The sequence below is a fragment of the Vicinamibacterales bacterium genome (assembly GCA_036504215.1).
In the GTDB taxonomy this organism is placed as follows: Bacteria; Acidobacteriota; Vicinamibacteria; order Vicinamibacterales; family Fen-181; genus FEN-299.
Map to the genome: position 1 here is coordinate 58047 of DASXVO010000086.1, position 21033 is coordinate 79079.

General features: G+C 66.4%; 13 protein-coding genes. 7 read left to right on the forward strand and 6 right to left on the reverse strand.

From position 1 onward, the window contains the following. Positions 1 to 37: 37 nt before the first annotated feature. Entirely contained in the window at positions 38 to 1642 is a 1605-nt protein-coding gene (locus VGK32_22990; protein ID HEY3384637.1) for a family 43 glycosylhydrolase, read from the forward strand. Between the two features lie 29 nt (positions 1643 to 1671). Here VGK32_22990 and VGK32_22995 read toward each other — a convergent pair whose 3' ends face one another. The 5 genes from VGK32_22995 to VGK32_23015 all read right to left on the reverse strand — a co-directional run bounded on the left by VGK32_22995 (position 1672) and on the right by VGK32_23015 (position 14764). Then, positions 1672 to 2025, reverse strand: coding sequence for a cupin domain-containing protein (locus VGK32_22995; GenBank protein ID HEY3384638.1), 354 nt, complete (start codon positions 2023 to 2025; stop codon positions 1672 to 1674). A 27-nt stretch (positions 2026 to 2052) separates the two neighbouring features. Continuing rightward, positions 2053 to 5874 carry a LamG-like jellyroll fold domain-containing protein gene (locus VGK32_23000; GenBank protein ID HEY3384639.1) on the reverse strand — a complete coding sequence of 1274 codons (3822 nt, stop codon included), beginning with the start codon at positions 5872 to 5874 and terminating at the stop codon, positions 2053 to 2055. Between the two features lie 36 nt (positions 5875 to 5910). Further along, positions 5911 to 7959 (reverse strand): LamG-like jellyroll fold domain-containing protein, encoded by a 2049-nt coding sequence (locus VGK32_23005; GenBank protein HEY3384640.1) that lies wholly within the window; start codon positions 7957 to 7959, stop codon positions 5911 to 5913. A 29-nt stretch (positions 7960 to 7988) separates the two neighbouring features. Beyond that, a complete protein-coding gene (locus VGK32_23010) occupies positions 7989 to 11165 on the reverse strand; it encodes a DUF6298 domain-containing protein (GenBank protein HEY3384641.1) in 3177 nt (1058 codons plus the stop codon). Between the two features lie 86 nt (positions 11166 to 11251). After that, the gene (locus VGK32_23015; GenBank protein HEY3384642.1) at positions 11252 to 14764 is read right to left on the reverse strand and encodes a TonB-dependent receptor; all 3513 of its coding nucleotides are present in this window, start codon (positions 14762 to 14764) and stop codon (positions 11252 to 11254) included. Positions 14765 to 15366: 602 nt separating this feature from the next. Between VGK32_23015 and VGK32_23020 the strand changes: the two genes are divergently transcribed. Next, positions 15367 to 15576: a hypothetical protein gene (locus VGK32_23020; GenBank protein ID HEY3384643.1), complete on the forward strand. Its 210-nt coding sequence runs from the start codon at positions 15367 to 15369 to the stop codon at positions 15574 to 15576. Positions 15577 to 15593: 17 nt separating this feature from the next. Further along, a complete protein-coding gene (locus tag VGK32_23025) occupies positions 15594 to 16268 on the forward strand; it encodes a hypothetical protein (protein ID HEY3384644.1) in 675 nt (224 codons plus the stop codon). On the opposite strand, the gene VGK32_23030 is transcribed toward VGK32_23025, so the two are convergent. Continuing rightward, positions 16265 to 16480, reverse strand: a complete 216-nt coding sequence (locus tag VGK32_23030; protein ID HEY3384645.1) for a hypothetical protein — start codon at positions 16478 to 16480, stop codon at positions 16265 to 16267. The two genes, VGK32_23025 and VGK32_23030, sit on opposite strands and share 4 nt — an antisense overlap. A gap of 344 nt (positions 16481 to 16824) precedes the next feature. Here VGK32_23030 and VGK32_23035 point away from each other — a divergent pair, with 344 nt between their 5' ends. The 4 genes from VGK32_23035 (at position 16825) to VGK32_23050 (ending at position 21017) form a co-directional block, all read left to right on the forward strand. After that, positions 16825 to 16992, forward strand: coding sequence for a hypothetical protein (locus tag VGK32_23035; protein HEY3384646.1), 168 nt, complete (start codon positions 16825 to 16827; stop codon positions 16990 to 16992). 288 nt (positions 16993 to 17280) lie between these two features. Next, on the forward strand, positions 17281 to 18807 hold the full coding sequence (locus VGK32_23040) for a methylmalonyl-CoA carboxytransferase subunit 5S (GenBank protein ID HEY3384647.1): 1527 nt from the start codon (positions 17281 to 17283) through the stop codon (positions 18805 to 18807). A gap of 76 nt (positions 18808 to 18883) precedes the next feature. Beyond that, positions 18884 to 20455 (forward strand): carboxyl transferase domain-containing protein, encoded by a 1572-nt coding sequence (locus VGK32_23045; protein HEY3384648.1) that lies wholly within the window; start codon positions 18884 to 18886, stop codon positions 20453 to 20455. 145 nt (positions 20456 to 20600) lie between these two features. Continuing rightward, positions 20601 to 21017 carry a hypothetical protein gene (locus tag VGK32_23050; GenBank protein ID HEY3384649.1) on the forward strand — a complete coding sequence of 139 codons (417 nt, stop codon included), beginning with the start codon at positions 20601 to 20603 and terminating at the stop codon, positions 21015 to 21017. The last annotated feature ends 16 nt before the right edge of the window (positions 21018 to 21033 follow it).

Sequence of the window (21033 nt, forward strand, 5' to 3'; positions counted from 1 at the left end):
CGGGTACGTTAACGCGCGATAACTGGTATTACCTGTCATGCTCCCAGTGAGTCCTCGCTCTCGACTGCCGCTCCTGTCCGCGTTCGTCGTCGGGGTCGGCCTCGCCGCGCTCGTCGCACAGGCTCCTCCGCGACCGATCGCCTCCACCTGGGCGCGCGGCATCGAGGGCCAGCGCAGGGCCGACCTGGGAAACGGCGCGTATCTCAATCCGATCTTCGCCGGTGACCATCCCGACCCCACGATTCTCAAGGACGGCATCGACTACTACGTCACCTTCTCGTCGTTCGACGCCTACCCCGGCCTCGTCATCTGGCACTCGCGCGATCTCGTCAACTGGGAGCCGATTGGCCCCAGCCTGTTCAGGAACGTCGGCTCGGTGTGGGCACCGGATCTCGTCAAGCACAAGGGGCGCTACTACATCTATTTCCCGGGCCAGAAACGAACGGAAGGTGGCCAATCGTCGAACTACGTGATCTGGGCTGACGACATCCGAGGGCCATGGAGCGATCCCATCGACCTCAAGGTCGGTCGGATCGACCCCGGGCACGCCGTTGGACCCGACGGGCGCCGGTATCTCTTCCTGAGCGGCGGCTACAGGGTCACGCTGTCAGACGATGGCCTGGCGGCCACGAGCCCGCTGAAGAAGGTGTACGACGGCTGGCGATACCCCGAGGACTGGGTCGTCGAGGGCTTCGCCCAGGAAGGTCCGAAGATCCTGAGGCGCGGGGACTACTACTACATGGTCCTCGCCGAAGGCGGCACGGCCGGCCCGCCGACGAGCCACATGGTGGTGGCGGCGCGGTCGAAATCGATCGAAGGCCCCTGGGAGAACTCGCCATTCAACGCGATCGTGCGGACCAGGTCGGCCGATGAGCGCTGGTGGTCCAAGGGACACGCCACGCTCGTCGAAGGCCCCGACAGCCGGTGGTACCTCGTCTACCACGCCTACGAGAACGGATTCTACAACTTGGGACGCCAGACGCTGCTCGAACCGGTGGAATGGATGCCCGACGGCTGGTTCAGGGCTTCTGGAGCTGACGTGGCGGCTCCCATCGCCAAGCCGGCGGGTGCGGCTGTCCCACATGGCTTCGCCTTCTCCGACGACTTCACTCGAAACAAGATGGGCGTGCAGTGGAGCTTCTACAAGGGCACCGACACCGACCGTGACCGCTATCGATACGAGAACGGAAGCCTCGTGCTGAAGGCCAAGGGCGCCACGCCCGCCGACAGTTCGCCGCTCTGGTTCGTGTGCGGGGATCACGCCTATGAGGTGGAGGTCGAAATCGACATCGACGCGGGCGCGACGGCTGGTCTGATCCTGTTCTACAACAGCCGTCTGTACGCCGGCCTCGGGTTCTCGGATTCAAGCCTCGTCATGCACCGCTACGGCACCGAGCGTGTGAGCGCCAAGCCAGCGCCGCTCGGGCGTCACGCGTTCATCCGCCTGCGGAACGACAGGCACATCGTCACGATCCACACGAGCACCGATCGGAAGACCTGGCAGGAATTCGGGACGCGCATGGAAGTGTCGGGCTATCACCACAACGTCGCGTACGACTTCCTGAGTCTGCGCCCCGCCCTCTACGCGGCTGGCGCCGGCGAGGTGCGCTTTCGCAACTTTCGCTACCGGGCGCTCGAATAGCCACCGAGACACGTGGCACCCGGTGTCTTTCACGCGTCAAGGAAGTCCTCGCGAACCGGCGTGAAGATGTCGATCAACACCACCTCCTCGTCGAGCATCGTTGCGCCGTGCTCGACGTTGGACGGGAAGTGCAGGACGTCCCCCGGACCGGCGATGCGCTCCTCGCGCCCGATGTAGAAGCGGACGCGCCCCTGTTCCACCAGGGTCATCTGTTCGTGCGGATGCGTGTGGACCGGTGTGACCACGTGCGGGTCGAACCGCAGGCGGCAAATCATCAGGTTGTCGCCGACCATCATTCGACGCTCGGCACCGACAAGCGGCGACGCGACGGGAATGCTGGTCCAGGACGCGTGTTGATATCGCGGCGATTCGGTCTCGTTCATCGATTCACTCCTTCGTCCTCACGATCGCTACTCCCGGAATCGCACCACGTTGTTGCGGAGCGTCGTCTCGGGCGTCTTCCGCGGAGCCTCGATCGTCAGGCTGCCGCCCTTCCACGCCGAGCCGGCGGGCAGCGAGAGCGAGACGACCGCGGTCTTCGGCACGAGATCGACAGGCGCCCGCAGCACGGGCACGCTCGCGCTGGCGATGACGCGGCCGTCCCTGCCGCGGAGCACAAGCGTCGACGCGGGCGTGTCCACCGCCCCGAGGCTGTGGACAGTCACCTTCATCGTATGGCCCTCGACGCGCACGTCGGCGTCAGAGATTCCGAGATCCGGTCGCGACCAGTACGGCACGCCCTTCGTCACCAGGTTCAGCTCGATGATGGTCACCACCTTGGGCGGGAACACGATGTCGAGCCCGGACGACCGCTCGAACGCCACCGTCCGCGTCGTCTGCTCTCCGGCAATGGCCTCCCCGCTCTCCGCGCCCGTGCCCTGCGTCATCGACCAGATCCCGGGCTCGACGTCCCACCCTGTCATCCTCGCCTCGACGGGCGCCGAATCGAGATTGTAGGCGACGATGCGAAGGCGCGTGGGCGTGGGATCGCGAACCAGGATGGCCACGCGCTCAGCGGCATCGACGGGGGAGAAATCCCAGCTCACGGCGTGGCCCGGGTAGAACATGTTCCGCACGAGCGCAACGCCGCCGAGCCGCGACCGCTGGAGGTCCGCGTGGTCCACATTGACGCGGTCGATCCAGAGGCTGCCCTCGGTGTTGATGTACTCGCGAAGCGCAGCCGCTTCAGCCACGCGCGTGTAGAGCTCGGCCAGGTGCTGCCGGTCGCCGCTCACCTGCCATGCCTGGTGATGCAGGGCGTTCCCGCCGCGATCGGCGGGCCCTTCGACCAGCGCCAGCAGCTTCGGCCCCCACTCCTGCCTCAGACCGGCAAGATCGAGCGCGTTCCCGCTGATGGCGGCCAGGTTCCGAGGCCCGCTCTCGAGCATCGGCTGCAGGTACTTCCGGTCGCCAGTCCACCGGTACACCGCCCAGAGCATCGGCCACGCACGATCAGACGGTTCGGGCAGGTCCTTGTCGGTGACGAAGTGAATCGTCGCGGGGAAGGAGGCGTGCCCGGCCGCATCCACCGTGCGATGCGCGAGCAGGCCGTCTGCGAGTTCGGTCACCCATTGGCGCACCCGCGGCGAACCATTGAAACTGGCCAGCAGCAAAGCGGGGTGCGTCACGAGATAGGAGTACGCCTTCGAGTAGCCCCACACGCTGTCCTCGGCGACCTTCGTCCCGCTGAAGTAGCACGACCTCACGTGGCGATGGCCGGCCGCGTTCACGCCGGTCAGCTTCTCGACGGCCCTCGCCGTCTCCATCGCCCGTTCGAGCTGTCTCGGGCTCCCGTAGTCGAGCATCAGCGCCTGCCCGAGGACGGAGATGCCCTCCTCGTAGCTGTGCAGTTCGTCAGCCTGGATCGTGGCCAGTCCGTTGGTGAACATGCCTTGCGCGTAGAAGGCCTCCATCTCGCGCAGCAGCGACTCCTTGACCTTCTCGGGCCGGCTGCCCATCAGCGCCGTCCCCGGCCACCAGTTCGTCAAGTCACCATCATCCGACAGGCCGCCGCCGAACTCGCCGTTGTCGATCTGTCGGTTGTCGATATACCAGTTGACGAATCGTCGGAGCGCACCGAGCGCCTCGACCTGGCGAAACGCCCACAGCGGCGCGCCAGCGGGCGGCTCTGCGAGCGTGACCGACGGACGCGGCTGTTCGCGGTTGTAGTCGGCCCAGTACTGCCGCCCCAGCTCGTGGTCCGGCTCGACTCGCAGCAGATCGGTGAGGTCGGTTTCGAACTGGGTGTAGAGGCTCAGGCGTCGGCTGTTCGGATGTTCCTCGACGATCTGCGCGTAATTGTCGCGGACCTGGGTGAAACGATCGAGGACGTGCTCGCGCGCCGCAGCCTGCCACTTCTTGAAGACGAGCCTGATCTCGGCGCCGTCGAGGGCCTCGGGGCCGAACTCCGCGCTGGATGCGGCGATGGTGATCCACAGGCTCTTGCCGTTCGGCAGGATGCGATCGCGCGTGTCGAGCCAGAGCGTGTGCGGCTCGCCCGGTTTCACCGAGACGCTCACGTCCATCATCGTCCGGAGCGGCCAGATCGGATCGTGCACCTGCACGTGGATGGGAACGTACTGGCCGTGTGTCGGCTTCACGTTGAGCGCCGGCAGATCGATCGCGACACCGTCGAGCCCGGCCTGGATGCTCGTCCAGGTGTAGGAGAAGCCGCGCGGCGCCTGGCTGAGCGTGACGTCCCGGAAGTCGGCGGGGACAAGGACGTGGACGATCGGCAGACCGCGAGGCCCCGGCGCCCGCAGGGTCCGCGGCGCGCCTGCGGGCAGCGCGACGACCGTGCGCTGCTCGTCGGCGGGGAACCGGCCCGAGATGTAGTCCAGCAGCGGCTTCAGGCAGGGCTGGTCCGGCCCAGCCGACGCCTGCACCCGGTAGGTCAGCTTGGCGGTGCCCGCCGGCTCCGCGACATCCGCCACGTAGTAGGCGCCAAGCTCGCCGATCGGCGTCTCCTGCTCGACGTTGGTGAACCGCAGCGTCTGGCCGTGCACCGGCTGCGGCAGCCGGGTGGACGTGCGCTCCTGCCCCTTGGGCCGGTCGAACAGGTCTCTCGGGGCGACCGGCGTTTCCGCTGAATCGGCCGTCACGCTGAAGCGGCCAAACGCGGCGCCCGACACCTCGATCTGGTTCCAGGGCTCGGCCGGCATGACGAACCGAATCGATTTTCCAGACAGCGAATAGCAGTCCCAGTCCGGCAACTGGAAGTAGTCGTTGCGGCCGGCCAGGCGCGATCGGTTGAAGACGCCCGGCCACGTGGTCTCGCGGATGCCGTCGGTTGCCTTCCACCACCAGCGCCTGATGTCGTACACGTCGTGGATCTCGACCTTGCGAATGCTCGCGTGCCTGGTCGTGAGCGGCGCGGGGAACTCGCCCGTGCGATTCCAGCCATAGCGGTACCACCATTCGCGCTGCCACTCGGGCGACTGCACATCGCGCTCGAGGGCCGGAATCGCGGTCGGTGCTTCGCCTCGTCCCAGCGACGACACGTTGTCATCCGACAACATGCGGTCGTAGATGCGCAGTTCGTCGATGTCACCGCCGCGGACGAAGTTGTAGGCGCTCTGCACCTGCATCGGTCCGATGACGCGCGAGTGCGGTCCGAACTGGTCGAGGGCCGCGTCGAAGATCGCGACGCCGTCCTGCCGCGCAGCCAGCCGGCCGTCGACGTAGAAGCGGATGCCGCGGGTCTCGTCCCACGCGAGCGCGAAGTGGGTCCACTGGTCGGGTTTCGGGAACGCGGGCATGGCATAGCTCACGCGCGTGCGGGCCAGGCTCGCGTCCGTGACGAACGCATCGAATCCGGGCTTGCCGTTGTAGTCGATCCGCAGGAAGACCATGTCCCAACTGGAGTGATCGGCGTACCCGACGCGGAAGATCGGGAATGGCGTCGGGCCCACCGGTTCGCGGGAGCGCCAGAAGAACGACACCGTCCCGCGCTGCGCGTAGACGTTGCCCGGCGCCCAGTAGGACAGTAACTGCGTGTGCGCACACCGCAGTCCCTGACCCTTCGCGCCGTCGTTGATCACGCTCACGCCGGCTTCGTAATTTGGCTCGGGCGTGCCGCCAGCCGAGACGTCGGCGGTCACCGCGTGGTCGCCCGACAGGTAGAACAGCAGGCCGGGCTCCTTGGTCGACTGCCCTCGAGCTGCCATCGCCAGCGTCAGCGCCAGAACGAAACACCCCAGCAGAAGTCCCCGCCGCCACGTTGCCGTATTCATCCGATTGCCTCGAGAAACACAGGGAACCGACGCGAGCTATCGCGCGCCCGGCACACTCAGCATCCGTTCCGGTGCCAGCGCTTCGGGGGTCACACGAATCGTGCGGATTCGACCCTTGAACCAGGACACCAGGTTCTGCCGCACACCGATCGACGTGCCCCCGCCGGCCATCGGGCTGAACTCCACGGGGCCGGCCAGCTCACGCACACCGTTCACGTAGTGCGCCATCGTCTTGCCGTCATAGACCAGCGAGGCCACCGCCCACTGGCCTGCCGGATGCGTCATCGCGCGGTCGAGCAGCGTGCGCGACGAGTCGCCTGATTTCAGGAACGTGTCGAGGCTCCAGACGGCACCGGGAAGCAGGCGCGTCTCCATCATCAGACGATTCTCGGAACCCACCTCGGACAGGTGCAGAAACCGCTGCTCGCCAGGGCCATCCGTCGCCGGCTCGAACAGCACCTCCACGGTGAACCGGCTCAGGCCGACGATTGGGTTGACGTCGACTTGGAGTCCGTCCGAGGCGCCATTGAACTCGACGGCCGGCCCGATTCCCGTCTGGACCACGTGCGGCGCGCCAACCATCCTCACCGGTCGCCCGCCAATCTTCGTGAGGTTGTCGATCTGCCAGACGATCGGTACCGCTGACGATCCGAGGCGAGCGGAGGTGCCGGGCCGGATCACCTGCGGCGCCGCACTGGCCGACGGCGGGCGGGCGGCCAACTCGTTCAGGTACACCTCGATGTTCGTGTAGCCGCCGGGGCCGCCTGGCCGCGCGGCATCGGCGGGGTCCTTCGGATTGAGCCCGTGCGTCTTCTCCCAGCCGTCCGGCATCCCGTCCTGGTCGGTGTCGATCGGCGCCTGTCCGGCACGATACTCCGGCCAGCCGCCGACCTCCGACTGCGAGTCGATGATCGCGCCGTCACCCTTCTCGACCGACTGCACGATGCGCGCGTCCACCGGATCCCGCCTGGGCAGCGTCGCTCCGACGAGGCCAACCACGTCCGACAGCGCCCGGCGTGCGGTCGTCGTCTCGACCTCCGGCACGTCGAACGGCGTCTTCACGACCGACACCAGCCGTCTGCCGTTGAACTCCGTCCGGTCGAACAGCTTCGCGTTGTCGGCGGTCCAGTCGTCATGGCCATCCACGACGTTCCCTTCGACGAAATACGCGGCGTCGGCATTGTCGGTGAAGACAATGATCCCGCGCGTGCGGTTGCTGCTCGGCCCCGGCCGGACGTAGTTGTTCACGTAGTTCACGCTCAGCCGATCCCCCGTCATGCCGCTGGCCATCTCACCGTAGTCGTAGATGACGTTGTTGCGAACATCGAACGTTGGATATGGCGGCCTGGCGTAGTTGTCACCAAGGCGGGGATTGCGCGCGGCATTGTGCGCCCACAGGTTGTGGTGGAAGGTCACGCCGCCGACCGCGCGCGCCAGCGACCCGTATCCGTGCGCGCCCTTGCTGTGCACGCTGTGATTGAGCGCCTCTGCGACGAGACACCACTGGACGGTGATGTTCCGGATCCCGCCGCTCGGCGAGAGGTTCTCGTCCACGCTCCATGTCGTCGAGCAGTGATCGACGATCACGTCGTGGCTGTCGCCCATGATGTCGAGACTGTCGTCCTCGGCCTTGGCGAGGTCGCCCAGGCGGAACCGCAAGTACCGAACGATGACGTCGTGGGTCCTGATGCTGACCTGTCGGCCGCGGATGCAGATCCCGTCGCCCGGCGCGCTCTGTCCCGCGACGGTGAGATACGGCTCCGCGATCTCGAGTGGCGACTGCAGCGTGATCAGGCCGCCGGTCGCGAACACGACGAGCCGCGGCCCTTTCGCCGTGACCGCGTCCCTGAAGCTGCCCGGCCCGGCATCGTTCACGTTCGACACCACGATCACCCGCCCGCCGCGACCACCCGGGGTTTTCGCCCCGAACCCCTCCGCCCCCGGGAACGCGGGGGGCGCCATGGGCGCGGCCCCGTCGAGACCGGCGCAGAGACCAGCCGCAATCAGCACGAACACGTTCAGCGCACGCATGTTTCGCACCTCCGACACCACCATCGAGAACACCAGGAACAACGAGAGGGTCACGCGCGATCCTCCCTGGTGTCCTTGGTGGTCTACTTCGTCACCAGTCGCAGCCACGCCACCGACGGTCTGCCGGTGGCTGGCGGCACCAATGTCACCAGCGCTCCGCCTTGCACGCTACCACCGCCGGTCAGCCTGCCGGTGTCCGAATCGAGCCAGGACACGCTGTAGGGTGCCGCATCTGCCGTCAGGTCCAGTGCGGTGGCCTCACCATTCATCGAGTAGACCACGTAGCTGGCGCCCGGCTGGGCGAGGCACCAACTCGTTTCCCGTGGTGATCGCACCAGCTCGGTGGGCGCGGCGGCCGCACGCGCGCTCGCCGGGATCGTGCCCTCGATCACCTTGGTGAGCGCGGGGTACTCGTCGCCGTCGAACAGTATTACGAGGTCCGGATGGCGGTCGCGGTACTCGCGCCACGTGCGGTAGCGCATCGGTTTCGTGCTCGCCCACAACTGGTCGAACAGCCGCTGGAACTCGGGCCCGTTCAAGAAGTCCTTCTGATCGAGCAACGAGATTCCGAGCTTCGACTTCAGCGACTCGAGTTCCGCGGCGGACGCTATGTCCGGCCGCTGCTCGCGCGGGGCCCGGTTCAGACCGCCCCGAATCGCGAACAGCCGGCCGTCCGGGCGATAGATCCAGTGGTGCACGTCGATCGCGGAGACCATCGAACCGCGGACAGGGTCTGAGAGGATGGCGTCGAGCCAGGCTTTCGGAATCTCGAGCGAGATGAACAGTCGCTTGCCGTGCTCCTGCTCCCACTCGCGAATCGTATCGAGCCAGAACTGCACGAACTCGATCGGTCCGCTGTACTCGCGGTCGATGCCGTGCACCACGTTCGTGTTGTCCTTCAGCACGTCGAGCGCGTGGCGGATGTACAGCCGATGCAGTTCCCGCCGGACCGGGTGGCTGACATCGTAGAAGGTGTTCGCAGCCGGCACCTCGTCCGGCATGTCCGTCGCCTGGATGGCGTTGACAGGACGCCACGGGAAGTCCACGTAGTGCGCGCGGCTCTCGACGAGCCAGTGTTGAAAGTAGAAGTGGTGGTAGAGCACAAGACCCCGCCGGTCGGCGATGTCGGCAAACGTCCTGATGCGCTCGAAGAACCAGGGGTTGAAGCGCGTCAGGTCGTACTTGCTCAGACCGTCCCACGCCTTGCCCTGACCGCTGCGGCCCCACGGGAGCTCGATGAACGGCGCCCACACGTCACCCGTGCGCTCCTCGGGCGAGCCGTAGTAGTTGTGGTCGACGCGGCGGCGGTCGTACCACAGGCCGTAGTGCTGGTAGAACGCCGCACCAGCGGGCAGCGCGGCGGCCATCTCCTCGAGGTCGTCGGTCGCTCCGCGGCCGACGATCCCGGGCGCGAATCGTGTAATCGCCGGCCCCGACTTCTCGGCGAGGCTCCGAGGCATCTGGGCCTGGAACCACGACCAGTTCACCTTCGAGGTCCACACGGGCCGGCCGCCCGCCACGAATCTGGCATGGCTGATCGTCAGCGGACGGCCCGCCGTCCTCGGGCCCGCTTCCCGCGCGATGAACGCATCGACCTCCGCATCCGTGATGCGGCGCAGCGCGGCCGACGGCGCGGGCGGACCGGGCGTGGTGGCCTTCGCCCGCGCGGCGGCGGCTCCAATCCGCTCCTCCAACTGCGTCTGGTACAGGCTGCGCGGCTGGACGGCGGTCCCACGGTAGAAGTCGCGGTACGGCATCGTTCGCGGGTCGTAGATGATGCCGTCGCCCGTGACGACGCCCTTGCAGCCGTACGCCTGGTTGGTGGCGCCCGGCGGACTCTGCACCTCGACATCGGTTGCCGCGCAGTTCCACAACACCGAGTTGGCGGCCGTCCAACCCGCGCCCTGGTCGGCCACCCCTCGGTTCGTCAGCCGGATCGCGTTGCCGCGGATCGTCACATTGTCGAACAGGACACCGGACGCCCAGCTCTCGATGGTGCCGCTGTAGTCGAGCGAGTCGGCCGACGCGCAGTCGAGGAAGACGTTCGGGCCGGCGGCGGCGAAGCCGACCGCGAAGTCGCGCCGAGCCCGTTCGCTGCGGCACCGCTCGAAGAGCGTCAACTGGCCGGCGGTGTAGAACGCGCGCCGCCGGTAACCGCCGATCTCGGAGACGGGCGCCCACGACTCGCAGTCCTCCACCGTGACCCACTTCGTGTCGGCCTGTGCGTTGACAACGGAGCTGACGAAGTGGACGCCGGCCACACGGCGGACCCAGGCGTTCGCCAGCTTGTCCAGCGTGAGGGCAAACCAGGCGTGGTCCTCGTCGAACGGCCGCGCGTCCTCGAACTCGGATACGAGGCGGAGATCTTCGACACCCACGTGCTCGATCCGTCCGGCAAACGCATAGACCACGAGCGACCCGCCACCCTGCTCCTGCTCGATCGCCGTCGTCAGCGGCGCGTCGACGGTCACGCGGTTGCCGTCAACCGCGGTGATCACGCGGTCCCATCGGACATCGCGCGATCCTGGGGGCCAGTTGAGCCGCGTGTCCGGTCTCCAGCCAGGGAACTGGTTCATGCCGAGACGCCCGATCCAGGCGGCCGTCGAGGGCCGGTGGACGAGAACGGTCGCTCCACGAGCGAGGCCGCGTGCATCGTCCACAGAGAACGACCGCGCGCCGACGGGCACGTACGGGTCGGTGATGCGACGCCGGTCTCCCTCACGCGAGGTCCGGTCTCCCTGGCCGGCCACGACGATCAGCGATCGCCGCGAGGTGCCGGTGGCGACGAGCACGGAACCGTCCTCGCCGCGCCCGGCACCGCGCAGCACGACTCCACTCGTGGCGATACGAAGGCCGCCGTCGATGAAGTAGGTCCCCTTCTCGAGCAGCACCGCACCGCGAAAACCGTTTCCGTCCGCCGGCATGGAGGAGACCAGGTCGATGGCGGCCTGGATGCGGGCGCGATCGCCGAGTCGCCCGGACGTCCCGCCCGTCCGAGGCGAGGACAGCGGCGGAACGACGATGCGCGCGGGGACGTCGGGGAGCGGCGGGCCTCCCCCGGCGTACCCGGCGTGTGAGAAGTCGATGATACGGTTGCCGGCGGGATCGCTCGTGTACACCAGGCGCCCGTCGCCGCCCTGGGTGACCGAGATGGCAGGCCGGGTCGCCGGCAGAGGGGACGTTTGCGCGCGTGCGGCGCCTGGGACTCCCGGGCCAGCCGCCAGCAGCGCGAGCATCAGCGAAGACCATCCGTGCTTCATCCAACCTCGCATGGAAATGGGGTCGGACTCGAGGGCCCGACCCCATTCCTCATCCTCCGAACGGCGGGGACCGTGGAGGCCGAAGTCTAGAACACGAACCGCAGCCCGAGCTGAAGTTCGCGACCGAAGTAGGCGGCGTTCTTACGCGTCACCTTGCCGAACGTGGCACTGCCGAGCGTCATGTCCGGTTCGGCCCACACCAGGTTGTTGAACGCGTTGTAGGCCTCGAGGCGCGCCTCCAGGCGGTACCGCGACTTGATTCGGAACGACTTGGTCAACGTCATGTCGGCCATCAAGGTGCTCGGCCCGGTCAGGCCGTCGTAGTACCAGGGATTCGAACGCGGAGTGTAGGCGTCGGCCACCTTGAACATGGTGGTATCGAACCACTGGTCGTTGGTCGGGTTGGACAGCTTCGGGTTTCCGCTCACCGCATACGTGTTGGTGAAGAGCAGCAGGCCGCCAGAGTAGTAGCGCGCCGAGACCGAATACTGCCAGCCGCCGATGGCGTAGTCGAGCGCCGTCGGCATCGTCGACAGGAACCTCCGCTCCTTGCCGATCGGGAGTTCGACGCTGGCAGCCATCGTGATGCGATGCCGCGGCGCCGCAGAACTCGAGCCTGCGACCTGGCTCGGCCGCCACTCGAGCACGGAATTGTCGCCGGTCTGCTGGAACTTGTACTGCGCGAGGTCGTTGAACCAGGCCTGCGTCACGTCGTAGTTGTAGGCGTACGCCACCAGGTAGCTGATCCCTTTCAAGAACGGCCGCTGCGCGCGGAATTCGAGCGTGTGGGTCTTCGCCCTGAGCCCGTCGGTGTTGAACTGGTTCAGCGTCTGGTACTGCGGATACGGCACGAGCAAGCTGCCGAGGGACACGGTCTTGGCGTTCCGCAATTGACCGGGGAACTTGTCCGGCGTCAGGTAGTTGTAGAACGGGTTCGTGACGCTCGTGTTGAGCAGCGTCTTGTAGTCGTACCTGAATGCCGGGTCCATCATGTTGAGGTTCTTCGTGTACGGGATGTGGCGCGCGTAGTTGAAGAAGTAGTTGGCCTCGAAGATCGCCCCCCCCCAAATCTTGCGCTGGAACGAGAAATTCAGCCGGTCGTTCACCTGCGGGTTCTGGTTGTACTGGTCGAGCTGCGCCGTGCCACCAAGGTTCGTGTAGCGACCATAGGCCTGGTCGTACGGCTGGATGACCGGATTGCTCGTGGCCCCGAAGGGATTCGACAACGTCGCCTGGGGGACACCGGAAACGAGCGGCAGGACGTTGGTCGTCTGGGCGTAGCCCGAGTACTGATCGACGTAGGCGCCGAGCGTGTCACGGAGGGCCTGCGTCGGCATGATGTACTTCGCGTAGCCGAACCGAACGACCGAATCGTCGGCAAGGCGGAAGTTCACGCCGGCGCGCGGCAGGAAGGTCCACGGGTCGACGTGCCACGCGTGCGGACTGCTGGCGCTGGTGAAAATCCACGCACCGTTGTACGTGTAGCCGTAGCCCTTGCCCGCCATCAGCGACAAGGCCTGCGCCGGCATGACCGGCGGCTTGGCCTGCATGTCTGGAATCGGCTGAGTCAGGTCGATCTGCTGGGACAGGCGGTTCTCGGCGTCCGTTGGGCCCGGCTGGTACTCCCACCGCAACCCGAGGTTCACGGTGACGCGGTCGCCCAGGCGCCAGTCGTCCTGGAAGTACGCCGCGTACGCCTTCAGATTCGGATTCTGCAACGGCACGAGGCGGGCCGAGCTGTTGTTGTCGAGGGCACCCAGCATGAAGGTCGCCCACTGGTTGCCCGTGTTGACGGTGTCGGGGCTGTCCGAGCTGTTGGCGGTCAGGGCCGCCCGGAACTGCAGATTGATCGGCTCGAAGCGCGCCGCATTGCCGTGATAGGCGCGCACCTCCGCGCCCCACTTCATGTTGTGGTCCCCCTGGTACTGGTTCATCCGCGCCGAGAGCGTCCAGGCGTCGGGCCGCTGGTACCATTCCCTGCCCTGCCGGCCGAGACGATCGTTCGACGCCGGAGCGGCCACGCTGACGTCAACGGCGGGGTAGTAGACATACGGGCTGACGTAGAGCGACGAGTACCAGCTATTGTTCGGCCAGAGCTGGGCCAGGCCGTCCGTGCCCAGGATGACCTGCGGATTGGCGTACTCGTCGGTCATGTTGTAGAAGCTGCCGCGCACGTTCAGGGTCGTCCGGTTCGACATGATCCAGACGGCGTCACCGGCAGCGCTCATGCCGTACCGGTTGCTGCCCGAGACGGGGAACAGCTTGGCGTCGGTGGGGTTCTGCTGGTAGACGTTGGCCTTGAACTGGCCGTAGCGGGCGAACACCTTGAACTTGTCGGAGAAGTTCACGTCCACGCGCTGCGAGAAGTTCCAGTAGTCCACGTGCTCGTTCACCGTTCCCTGCCAGTTGTCCACGCTGCCCGGGAGGTTCGGGAGCGGCAACTGCTGGAGGAGCCTGAGCGCCGTCGGGTCGAGTCGGCCCGTCTGGATGACGTTGCCAGCGAAGGGCGTGCGCGTGACCTTGCCGTTCGAACCCACGACGGAGGTGTACGGGTCGTAGATCGTCCGCACCTTGCCGTTGTAGACGGACTGGCTGAAGTTGCCACCGCGCTCCAGTGCGGTCGGCAGCGTGCGCACGACGGTCACCGGCTTGTTGTCGTTCCAGTTCTCGTACGAGGTGAAGGAGAAGATCTTGTTCTTCTTGATCGGACCGCCGAGCGTGGCACCCCACATCTTCAGCTTGGTGCCGCGCAGGCTCGTCGTGTCCTGACCGGGCGCGAACTTGACCGTCGGATCGGAGAGGGCGTTCAGTTTCGGGTCGCGCTGGAAGTAGTAGGCCGACCCCTTGAACATGTTCGTCCCCGACTTCATGTTCAGCGTGATGACGCCGCCGAGGCTGTTGCCGTTCTCCGCGTCCACGCTGTTCTTCGACACGGTCATCTCCTCGACCGCGTCCATCGACGGCGTGTAGGACGTCTTGTAACCGGAGCCGAGCGCGACGCCATCGAGGAGGACATCATTCGCGCGGCGGGTGCCGCCGCCCGCGTCGTACTCGTTCGCGTAGGCGTGGTGGTAGGGACGGTTCTCGTTGGCGTTCCCCGCCTGCAGCGTCATGGTCGGATCGAGCGTGGAGAGGTTGTACGGGTTGCGGCCCGAGATGGGGACCTGGTCGATCAGTTGGCGCTCGAGCGTCAGGTTGGAGCTGCTCGTATTGAGCTGAACGGTGACGGCCTCGGCCTGCACGATGACGGTTTCTGCCATGCCGCCGACTTCCATCGTCAGGTTCGCGGTGACATCGCCGCGCTGCTGGACGCGAATGGCTTTCTGCTCCGCCTTCTTGAAGCCGTCGAGCTCGGCCACAATCATGTACATCCCCGGCTCGACGAAGTCGAAGATGAAGCGGCCCTCCGGGCCCGTCTGACGAGTCACCGCGACGCCTGTCGCCTCGTTCTTGAGGGTGACGCTGACACCCGGCAGCACAGCCTGGCTGCTGTCAGCGACGGCACCCTGTACACGCGCACGATAGTCCTGCGCGCTGACGCCCCCCGCGAGGGCCATCAGCCACGCGACGACGCCGAGGATCATGACGAGTCTTTTCATGGCGCCTTTCTCCTTCGCACTTGCGGCGTCATCCCCACCCAGGTGACCGCGAGTGGAATCCGTCCCGGACATCACACAGAAAACAGGCCAGTGGTAAAACCAGTTCGACAGTGTACGGACACCAGAAAAAGCCAGTTCACGATTTATGTCAAGCGAAAAGTGGCGCCTCGACCCTTTTAAACCGCCTCAAATCGGAAACCACGAGAGCAGGAGACCAGTCGCTTCAACGAAATAGAGGCTTTACCACTGTGATTGTGCCAGGTTTTATGGCGCGACGAACGATGCCGCGCTGACGACGTTGCGCCGGCGCGCCCGGCTCGACTGGCGGTGCTCGTTCCGACTATGATGGCCCATCCGGATCACAACTGGTCGCGGAAGCGCAGAGAGACAGCCATGGCACATCCGAGATGAGTTCGGCGGCCGGGTGATGAACCCGATGGACCTGTATCCCAACCAGGTGACGCGCGAGCAGAGACCGTTCTCGCTGCGGATGTCCCATCGGTCGTGGGGAATCCTGCTGATCCAGCACAACATCCCGGCGCCGTGCACGTTCCTCGACTTCGACCGCAACGGAGAAGTACCTCCGCGACACCAACCGGCAGGTGCCGGATCGCATCCGCGAGCTTCGGCTCGAGCTCGAACGTGAGTTGGGCCTGCTGTCGCGCGTGGTCAACCACGCGTTCGGCCCGGTCGCGCTGTGGGCGTCGCGCCGCGAGAACCGGCTGTTCCCGACGGGCCGCCCACTGGAACCGGTGATGTTCGTCGACGGGCGCAACTGGGACGAGCCGGCGGCGAGCGAGACGTCAGCCTGATCGGAACGAAGACGAAGATGGAAGCGGACCGAAAGACCCTGCGCGTCGAGACGGTGGCCGCCACCACCCACGGCCGATTCCTGGTCCGGCCGCCGGACGACGGCGCCGAACCCGCCCTGCTGCTCGTGGGCCTGCACGGCTATGGCGAAAGTGCCGAGCGGCACATGGCGCAGCTGCGCCGGATCCCGGGACACGACAAGTGGCTGATGGTGGCCGTCCAGGGCTTGCACCGGTTCTACGGCCGCGACGAGGAAGTGGTCGCGAGCTGGATGACCCGCGAGGACCGCGAGTTGGCCATTGCCGACAACGTCGCGTATGTCGATGCGGTCGTGGCGGCCGTGCGACGCAGGCACGGCGCCGCGACGTTCCCCGTCTTCCTCGGCTTCTCGCAGGGCGTGGCAATGGCGTTTCGAGCGGCCGTCCTCGGGGCCGCGGGTTCGGCCGGCATCGTGGCGCTCGGCGGCGACATTCCGCCCGAAGTCCGAGGCCAGCCCGCAGCGTCCTTCGCTCACACGCTCATCGCGCGTGGCGAGCGTGACACCTGGTATACCGCCGAGAAGATGGACGCCGACGAGAACTTCCTGCGCTCGATCGCGTGCCCGTTCGAGTCGCTGACCTTCGACGGCGGCCACGAATGGACCGACGACTTCCGACGGGCGGCCGGCCAGTTCCTCGCGGGGCTTGCGGGCTAGCGCTCCCTGCTCCGATGCAGGCGTGCCTCGGAGTACACCTCGGCGTTCCTGCCGGGCGCAGCCAATTCGAACACCTCCACGAACTCGTCCGGGCCGATGATCCGACAGGTCTCGCGGGCGCGCCAACCCGGCGCGATGTTCTCGATCGCCTCGCTCGTGAAGACGAATGTGCGCGCGTCGGTGGCAACGGCGTCGCTCACATACTGGTTCACGAAGCCCTCGACGTGGAATTGGCGGAAGACGAATCGATGTGTCGCACTGCCGACATTCCACCCCCGCGGACACCGGAATCGACGCAGGGCTGCCGTGATGATGGTGGCGGGCGGTCACGTGTCCTCCCGAATACCACGTCTTCGGCGTGCACGGCGTCGACCAAGGGCGGGGGGTGGCAGGACCGACAGCTGAATTTGGGTGGTGGCGTGCGTCGCTGGACGCAACTTGTGGCCAGTCTCATCCGTCTATATGAGGAGAGCCACCCGGCTCGCCGGCCGCGGGCGCGCCGCCGGTCTGAACGAAGGACGTCAAACGCAGGGCTAACAACGGAGAAGAAGAGGTCATGCCGGGTCGATTGATGCTTGCCGTTCGGGTCTGGCTGACGTTGCTTCTGGTCGGGCTGTCAGGTGGCCCCATGGCCGCCGCCGGCCGCTCCCTCACACTCGCCCTGACGGACCAGGTTGGTGCTGCGGCGATCGTCGAGCTCGTGAAGATCACCTGGCGGGTTTGACATGCCCCCAAAGCGGAACGGCCCGACGGGGGAACGTCACACGAATTCCTGCGCGCCGTTCTAGGAGAACGGGCGCACTCCGGGGTAGAATCTCGTCTTGGCGGTGCGTCCCGATCGCCGATTGTCGGGCCGCCGAGAACCTCTCCGATTACCGCAAGGCCGTCCTTGCTGACACGCTTCCCTCTGGGCGGGACATCGTGTGCGGTCAACAGGCCTTCCCGATTCGACAATCAGCATCAATCCACTATTCATTGAGGCGGCCGGCCGAGCCGGCGTGAAGAAACAACTATGTCTACGCCGAAACCCATCGACGTCACCGAGCTGATCCTGCGGGACGCGCACCAGAGCCTGATGGCGACGCGCATGGCGACGGAGGACATGATCCCGGCCTGCGAGGAACTCGACAACGCCGGATACTGGTCGCTCGAGTGCTGGGGCGGCGCGACATTCGACTCGTGCATCCGCTTCCTCAACGAAGACCCGTGGGAGCGCCTCCGCACCTTCAAGGCGCTCATGCCGAAGACGCCGCTGCAGATGCTGCTCCGCGGCCAGAACCTCGTCGGCTACCGCCACTACGAGGACGGCGTCGTCGATCGATTCGTCGAGAAGGCGGCCGCAAACGGCATCGACGTCTTCCGCGTGTTCGACGCGCTCAACGACATCCGCAACCTGCAGCGGGCCATTCGTGCCGTGAAGCGCACCGGCAAGCACGCGCAGGGCACGATCTCCTACACGACGAGCCCGGTCCACACCATCGAAGGATTCGTGACGCTCGCCAGGGAACTCGTTGAGCTCGGCTCCGACTCGATTTGCATCAAGGACATGGCGGCGCTGCTCAAGCCCCAGCCGGCGTACGACCTGGTGAAGGCGCTGAAGGAAGCGCTCGGCGCACAGATCCGCGTTCACGTGCACGTGCACGCGACGACCGGGGTCACGCTCGTCAGCCTGATGAAGGCCATCGAGGCAGGCGCCGACTGCGTGGACACGGCGATCAGCTCCATGAGTCTCGGCCCGGGTCACAACCCCACCGAGTCGCTGGTCGAAATGCTCGAGGGGACACCGTACATCACCAGGCTCGACAAGCCGCGCCTGGTGCGAATCAAGGAGCACTTCGCGAAGATCAGGCCGCGGTACACCGAGTTCCTCTCGAATATCACCGGCGTCGAGACGGAGATCTTCCAGTCGCAGATTCCGGGCGGCATGATCTCCAACATGGAGAGCCAGCTGAAACAGCAGGGCGCCGCGGAGCGGATAAAGGAAGTGCTGCTCGAAGTACCACACGTGCGCCGCGACGCGGGCTATCCGCCGCTCGTCACGCCGTCGAGCCAGATCGTCGGCACGCAGGCGGTCTTCAACGTGATGATGGGCCGCTACAAAGTCATGACCGGTGAGTTCGCCGACCTGATGCTCGGCTACTACGGCGATGCGATCGCGCCGCGCGACCCCGACGTCATCGAACTCGCGCACAAGCACGCGAAGAAGGACCCGATCACGTGCCGGCCGGCCGACCTCCTGAAACCAGAGTGGGACGCCTTGCGGGCGCAGGCGCTGGCACTCGACGGCTGCAACGGCACCGACGAGGATGTCCTCACCTACGCGATGTTCCCCCAGGTGGCCACGAAGTTCTTCGCGCGTCGCCACGAGGGACCGACCAATGTCGGTAAGGACGCCGTGACCAAGGCCAAGGACGCGCCGAAGAGGTCAGCAGCCGCCGCGCCGGCTGTGGACGGTGGCCAGGGACCGGTGCGCACGGAAATTACGTACGACGTCACGTTCGGCGGCAAGACGCACAAGGTGACGGTCACACCGGCGTAGGAAGGCTCTGGGAGCCGGGGTGCAGCCCTGCTCCAACCGACGGTGCTCGACAGATGGACAGCGGCAAGGAATGACCATGACGACGAAAGCACAGGATTCGGCGAAGACGATGGAGGGCAAGATCAAGGATCTCGAGAAGAGGCGGGACGCCTTGATGCTCGGCGGGGGCACGGACCGGATCGAGAAGCAACACAGGGCCGGCAAGCTGAGCGCACGAGAGCGCATCGACGCGCTGGTCGATCCCGGAAGCTTCCAGGAATCGGGCCTCTTCGCCCGCCACCGCGCCACGTTGTTCGGCATGGCCGACAAGGAGTTCCCGGCCGATGGCGTCGTCACGGGCTCGGCGTCGATCGGTGGACGGCTGGTCCATCTGGCGAGCCAGGACTTCACCGTCAGCGGCGGGGCCGCGGGTGAGGTCCACTCGACGAAGATCGCCGAGACCATGGAGATGTCGCTCAAGACCGGGTCGCCCTTCGTGTTCGTCAACGACTCGGGCGGTGCGCGGGTGCAGGAAGGCATCGACAGCCTGTCCGGCTACGGCAAGGTGTTCTACACGAACACGAAGTTGTCGGGCGCGGTCCCGCAGATCTCGCTCATCTGCGGTCCGTGCGCGGGCGGCGCCGCCTACAGCCCGGCGCTCACCGACTTCATCGTCCAGACGCGGCAGGCGCAGATGTTCATCACCGGCCCGCAGGTCATCAAGCAGGTGACCGGCGAGGTCGTGACGGCCGACCAGCTCGGCGGCGCTGACGCGCACATGACGCACTCGGGCGTCGTGCACCTGGTCGCCAACGACGACCACGAGGCGATCTTCCTCTGCAAGAAGCTCCTGAGCTTCATGCCGAACAACAACCTGGAGGATCCGCCGGTCCTCCAGTCGGACGGAAACGTCGATCCGAATCCCGAGTTGAACAAGATCGTACCCGCCGAGGGCAAGCAGGCGTACGACGTGCGACGCGTCATCACGAGCGTGGTCGACCACGCGGACTTCCTGGAGATCCAGCCCGGCTTCGCGCCGAATATCGTCATCGGCTTCGCACGGGTGACCGGCCGGCCGATCGGCGTCGTGGCGAACCAGCCAGCCTACCTGGCCGGGGCGCTCGACATCAACGCGTCGAACAAGGCGTCGCGCTTCATCCGCTTCTGCAACGCGTTCAACATCCCCCTCGTCACGTTCGTGGACGTCCCGGGGTTCCTGCCGGGCGTGCAGCAGGAGTACGGCGGCATCATCCGCCACGGCGCGAAGATGCTCTTTGCGTATTCGGCGACGACGGTGCCGAAGATCACGATCATCCTGCGGAAGGCCTACGGCGGCGCGTATCTGGCGATGTGCGGCAAGGACCTGGGCGCGGACCGTGTGTACGCCTGGCCCACCGCCGAGGTCGCCGTCATGGGCGCCGAGGGCGCGGCGGAGATCGTGTTCAGGAGCGAAATCGACAAGGCCGAGGACAAGGTGACGCGGCGCAAGGCGCTCATCGAGGAGTACCGCAGCCACTTTGCGAATCCCTACGTCGCCGCCGGGCGTCGGCTGGTGGACGACATCATCAACCCGAGCGAGACACGGAAGTTCCTCGCGCAGTCGCTCGAGTCCCTGCATACGAAGCGGGAACTGCGGCCGCCCAAGAAGCATGGGTTGATACCGCTCTGAAGATGTGCGACGTGCTGGGTGCGAGGTGCGGAGTGCGGGTGGACCGTGCTTCGTGCCAGTGCTCAGTGCCATGCGGCGGATTCGGGTAGAGCGCGGCTTCGGGCCTGCGGGCGGCTCGCGGCGATGCAGGAGGCGGGTTTCAACCATGGTCGAGAAGAAAGCGGGCACCGGAAGAGCGGCGGGCGCGCGGAGGAAGGCTGGCGACGTGACGGCGGCGTTGGCGGCGCGGATTGCGGAACTCGAGGAGCGGATTGCCAGGCTCGAGTCGGCTCGGGATGCGGCGGTGGCGAACCTCGTGGCGCCCGCACCTGCGCACATGGCCCCCCCTCGCCTGGCGCCAACACCCGTCGCCGCACCGGAATCCGAGCCGCTCGCCGACGCGGTGACGGTTGCGCACGAGGAGGTCACCGAGGAGGTCCTGCTGGTGATCTCGGCGGCAGTGGCGGCGTTCCTCGGCGAACGCGCCCATGTCCGACAGGTGCGACTCGTCACGTCCGAGGCCTGGGCCCAGCAGGGACGAGTCTCGGTGATGGCGTCGCACAGGTGGGCGGTGCACAGGTAGACACGGGTGTGAAGTG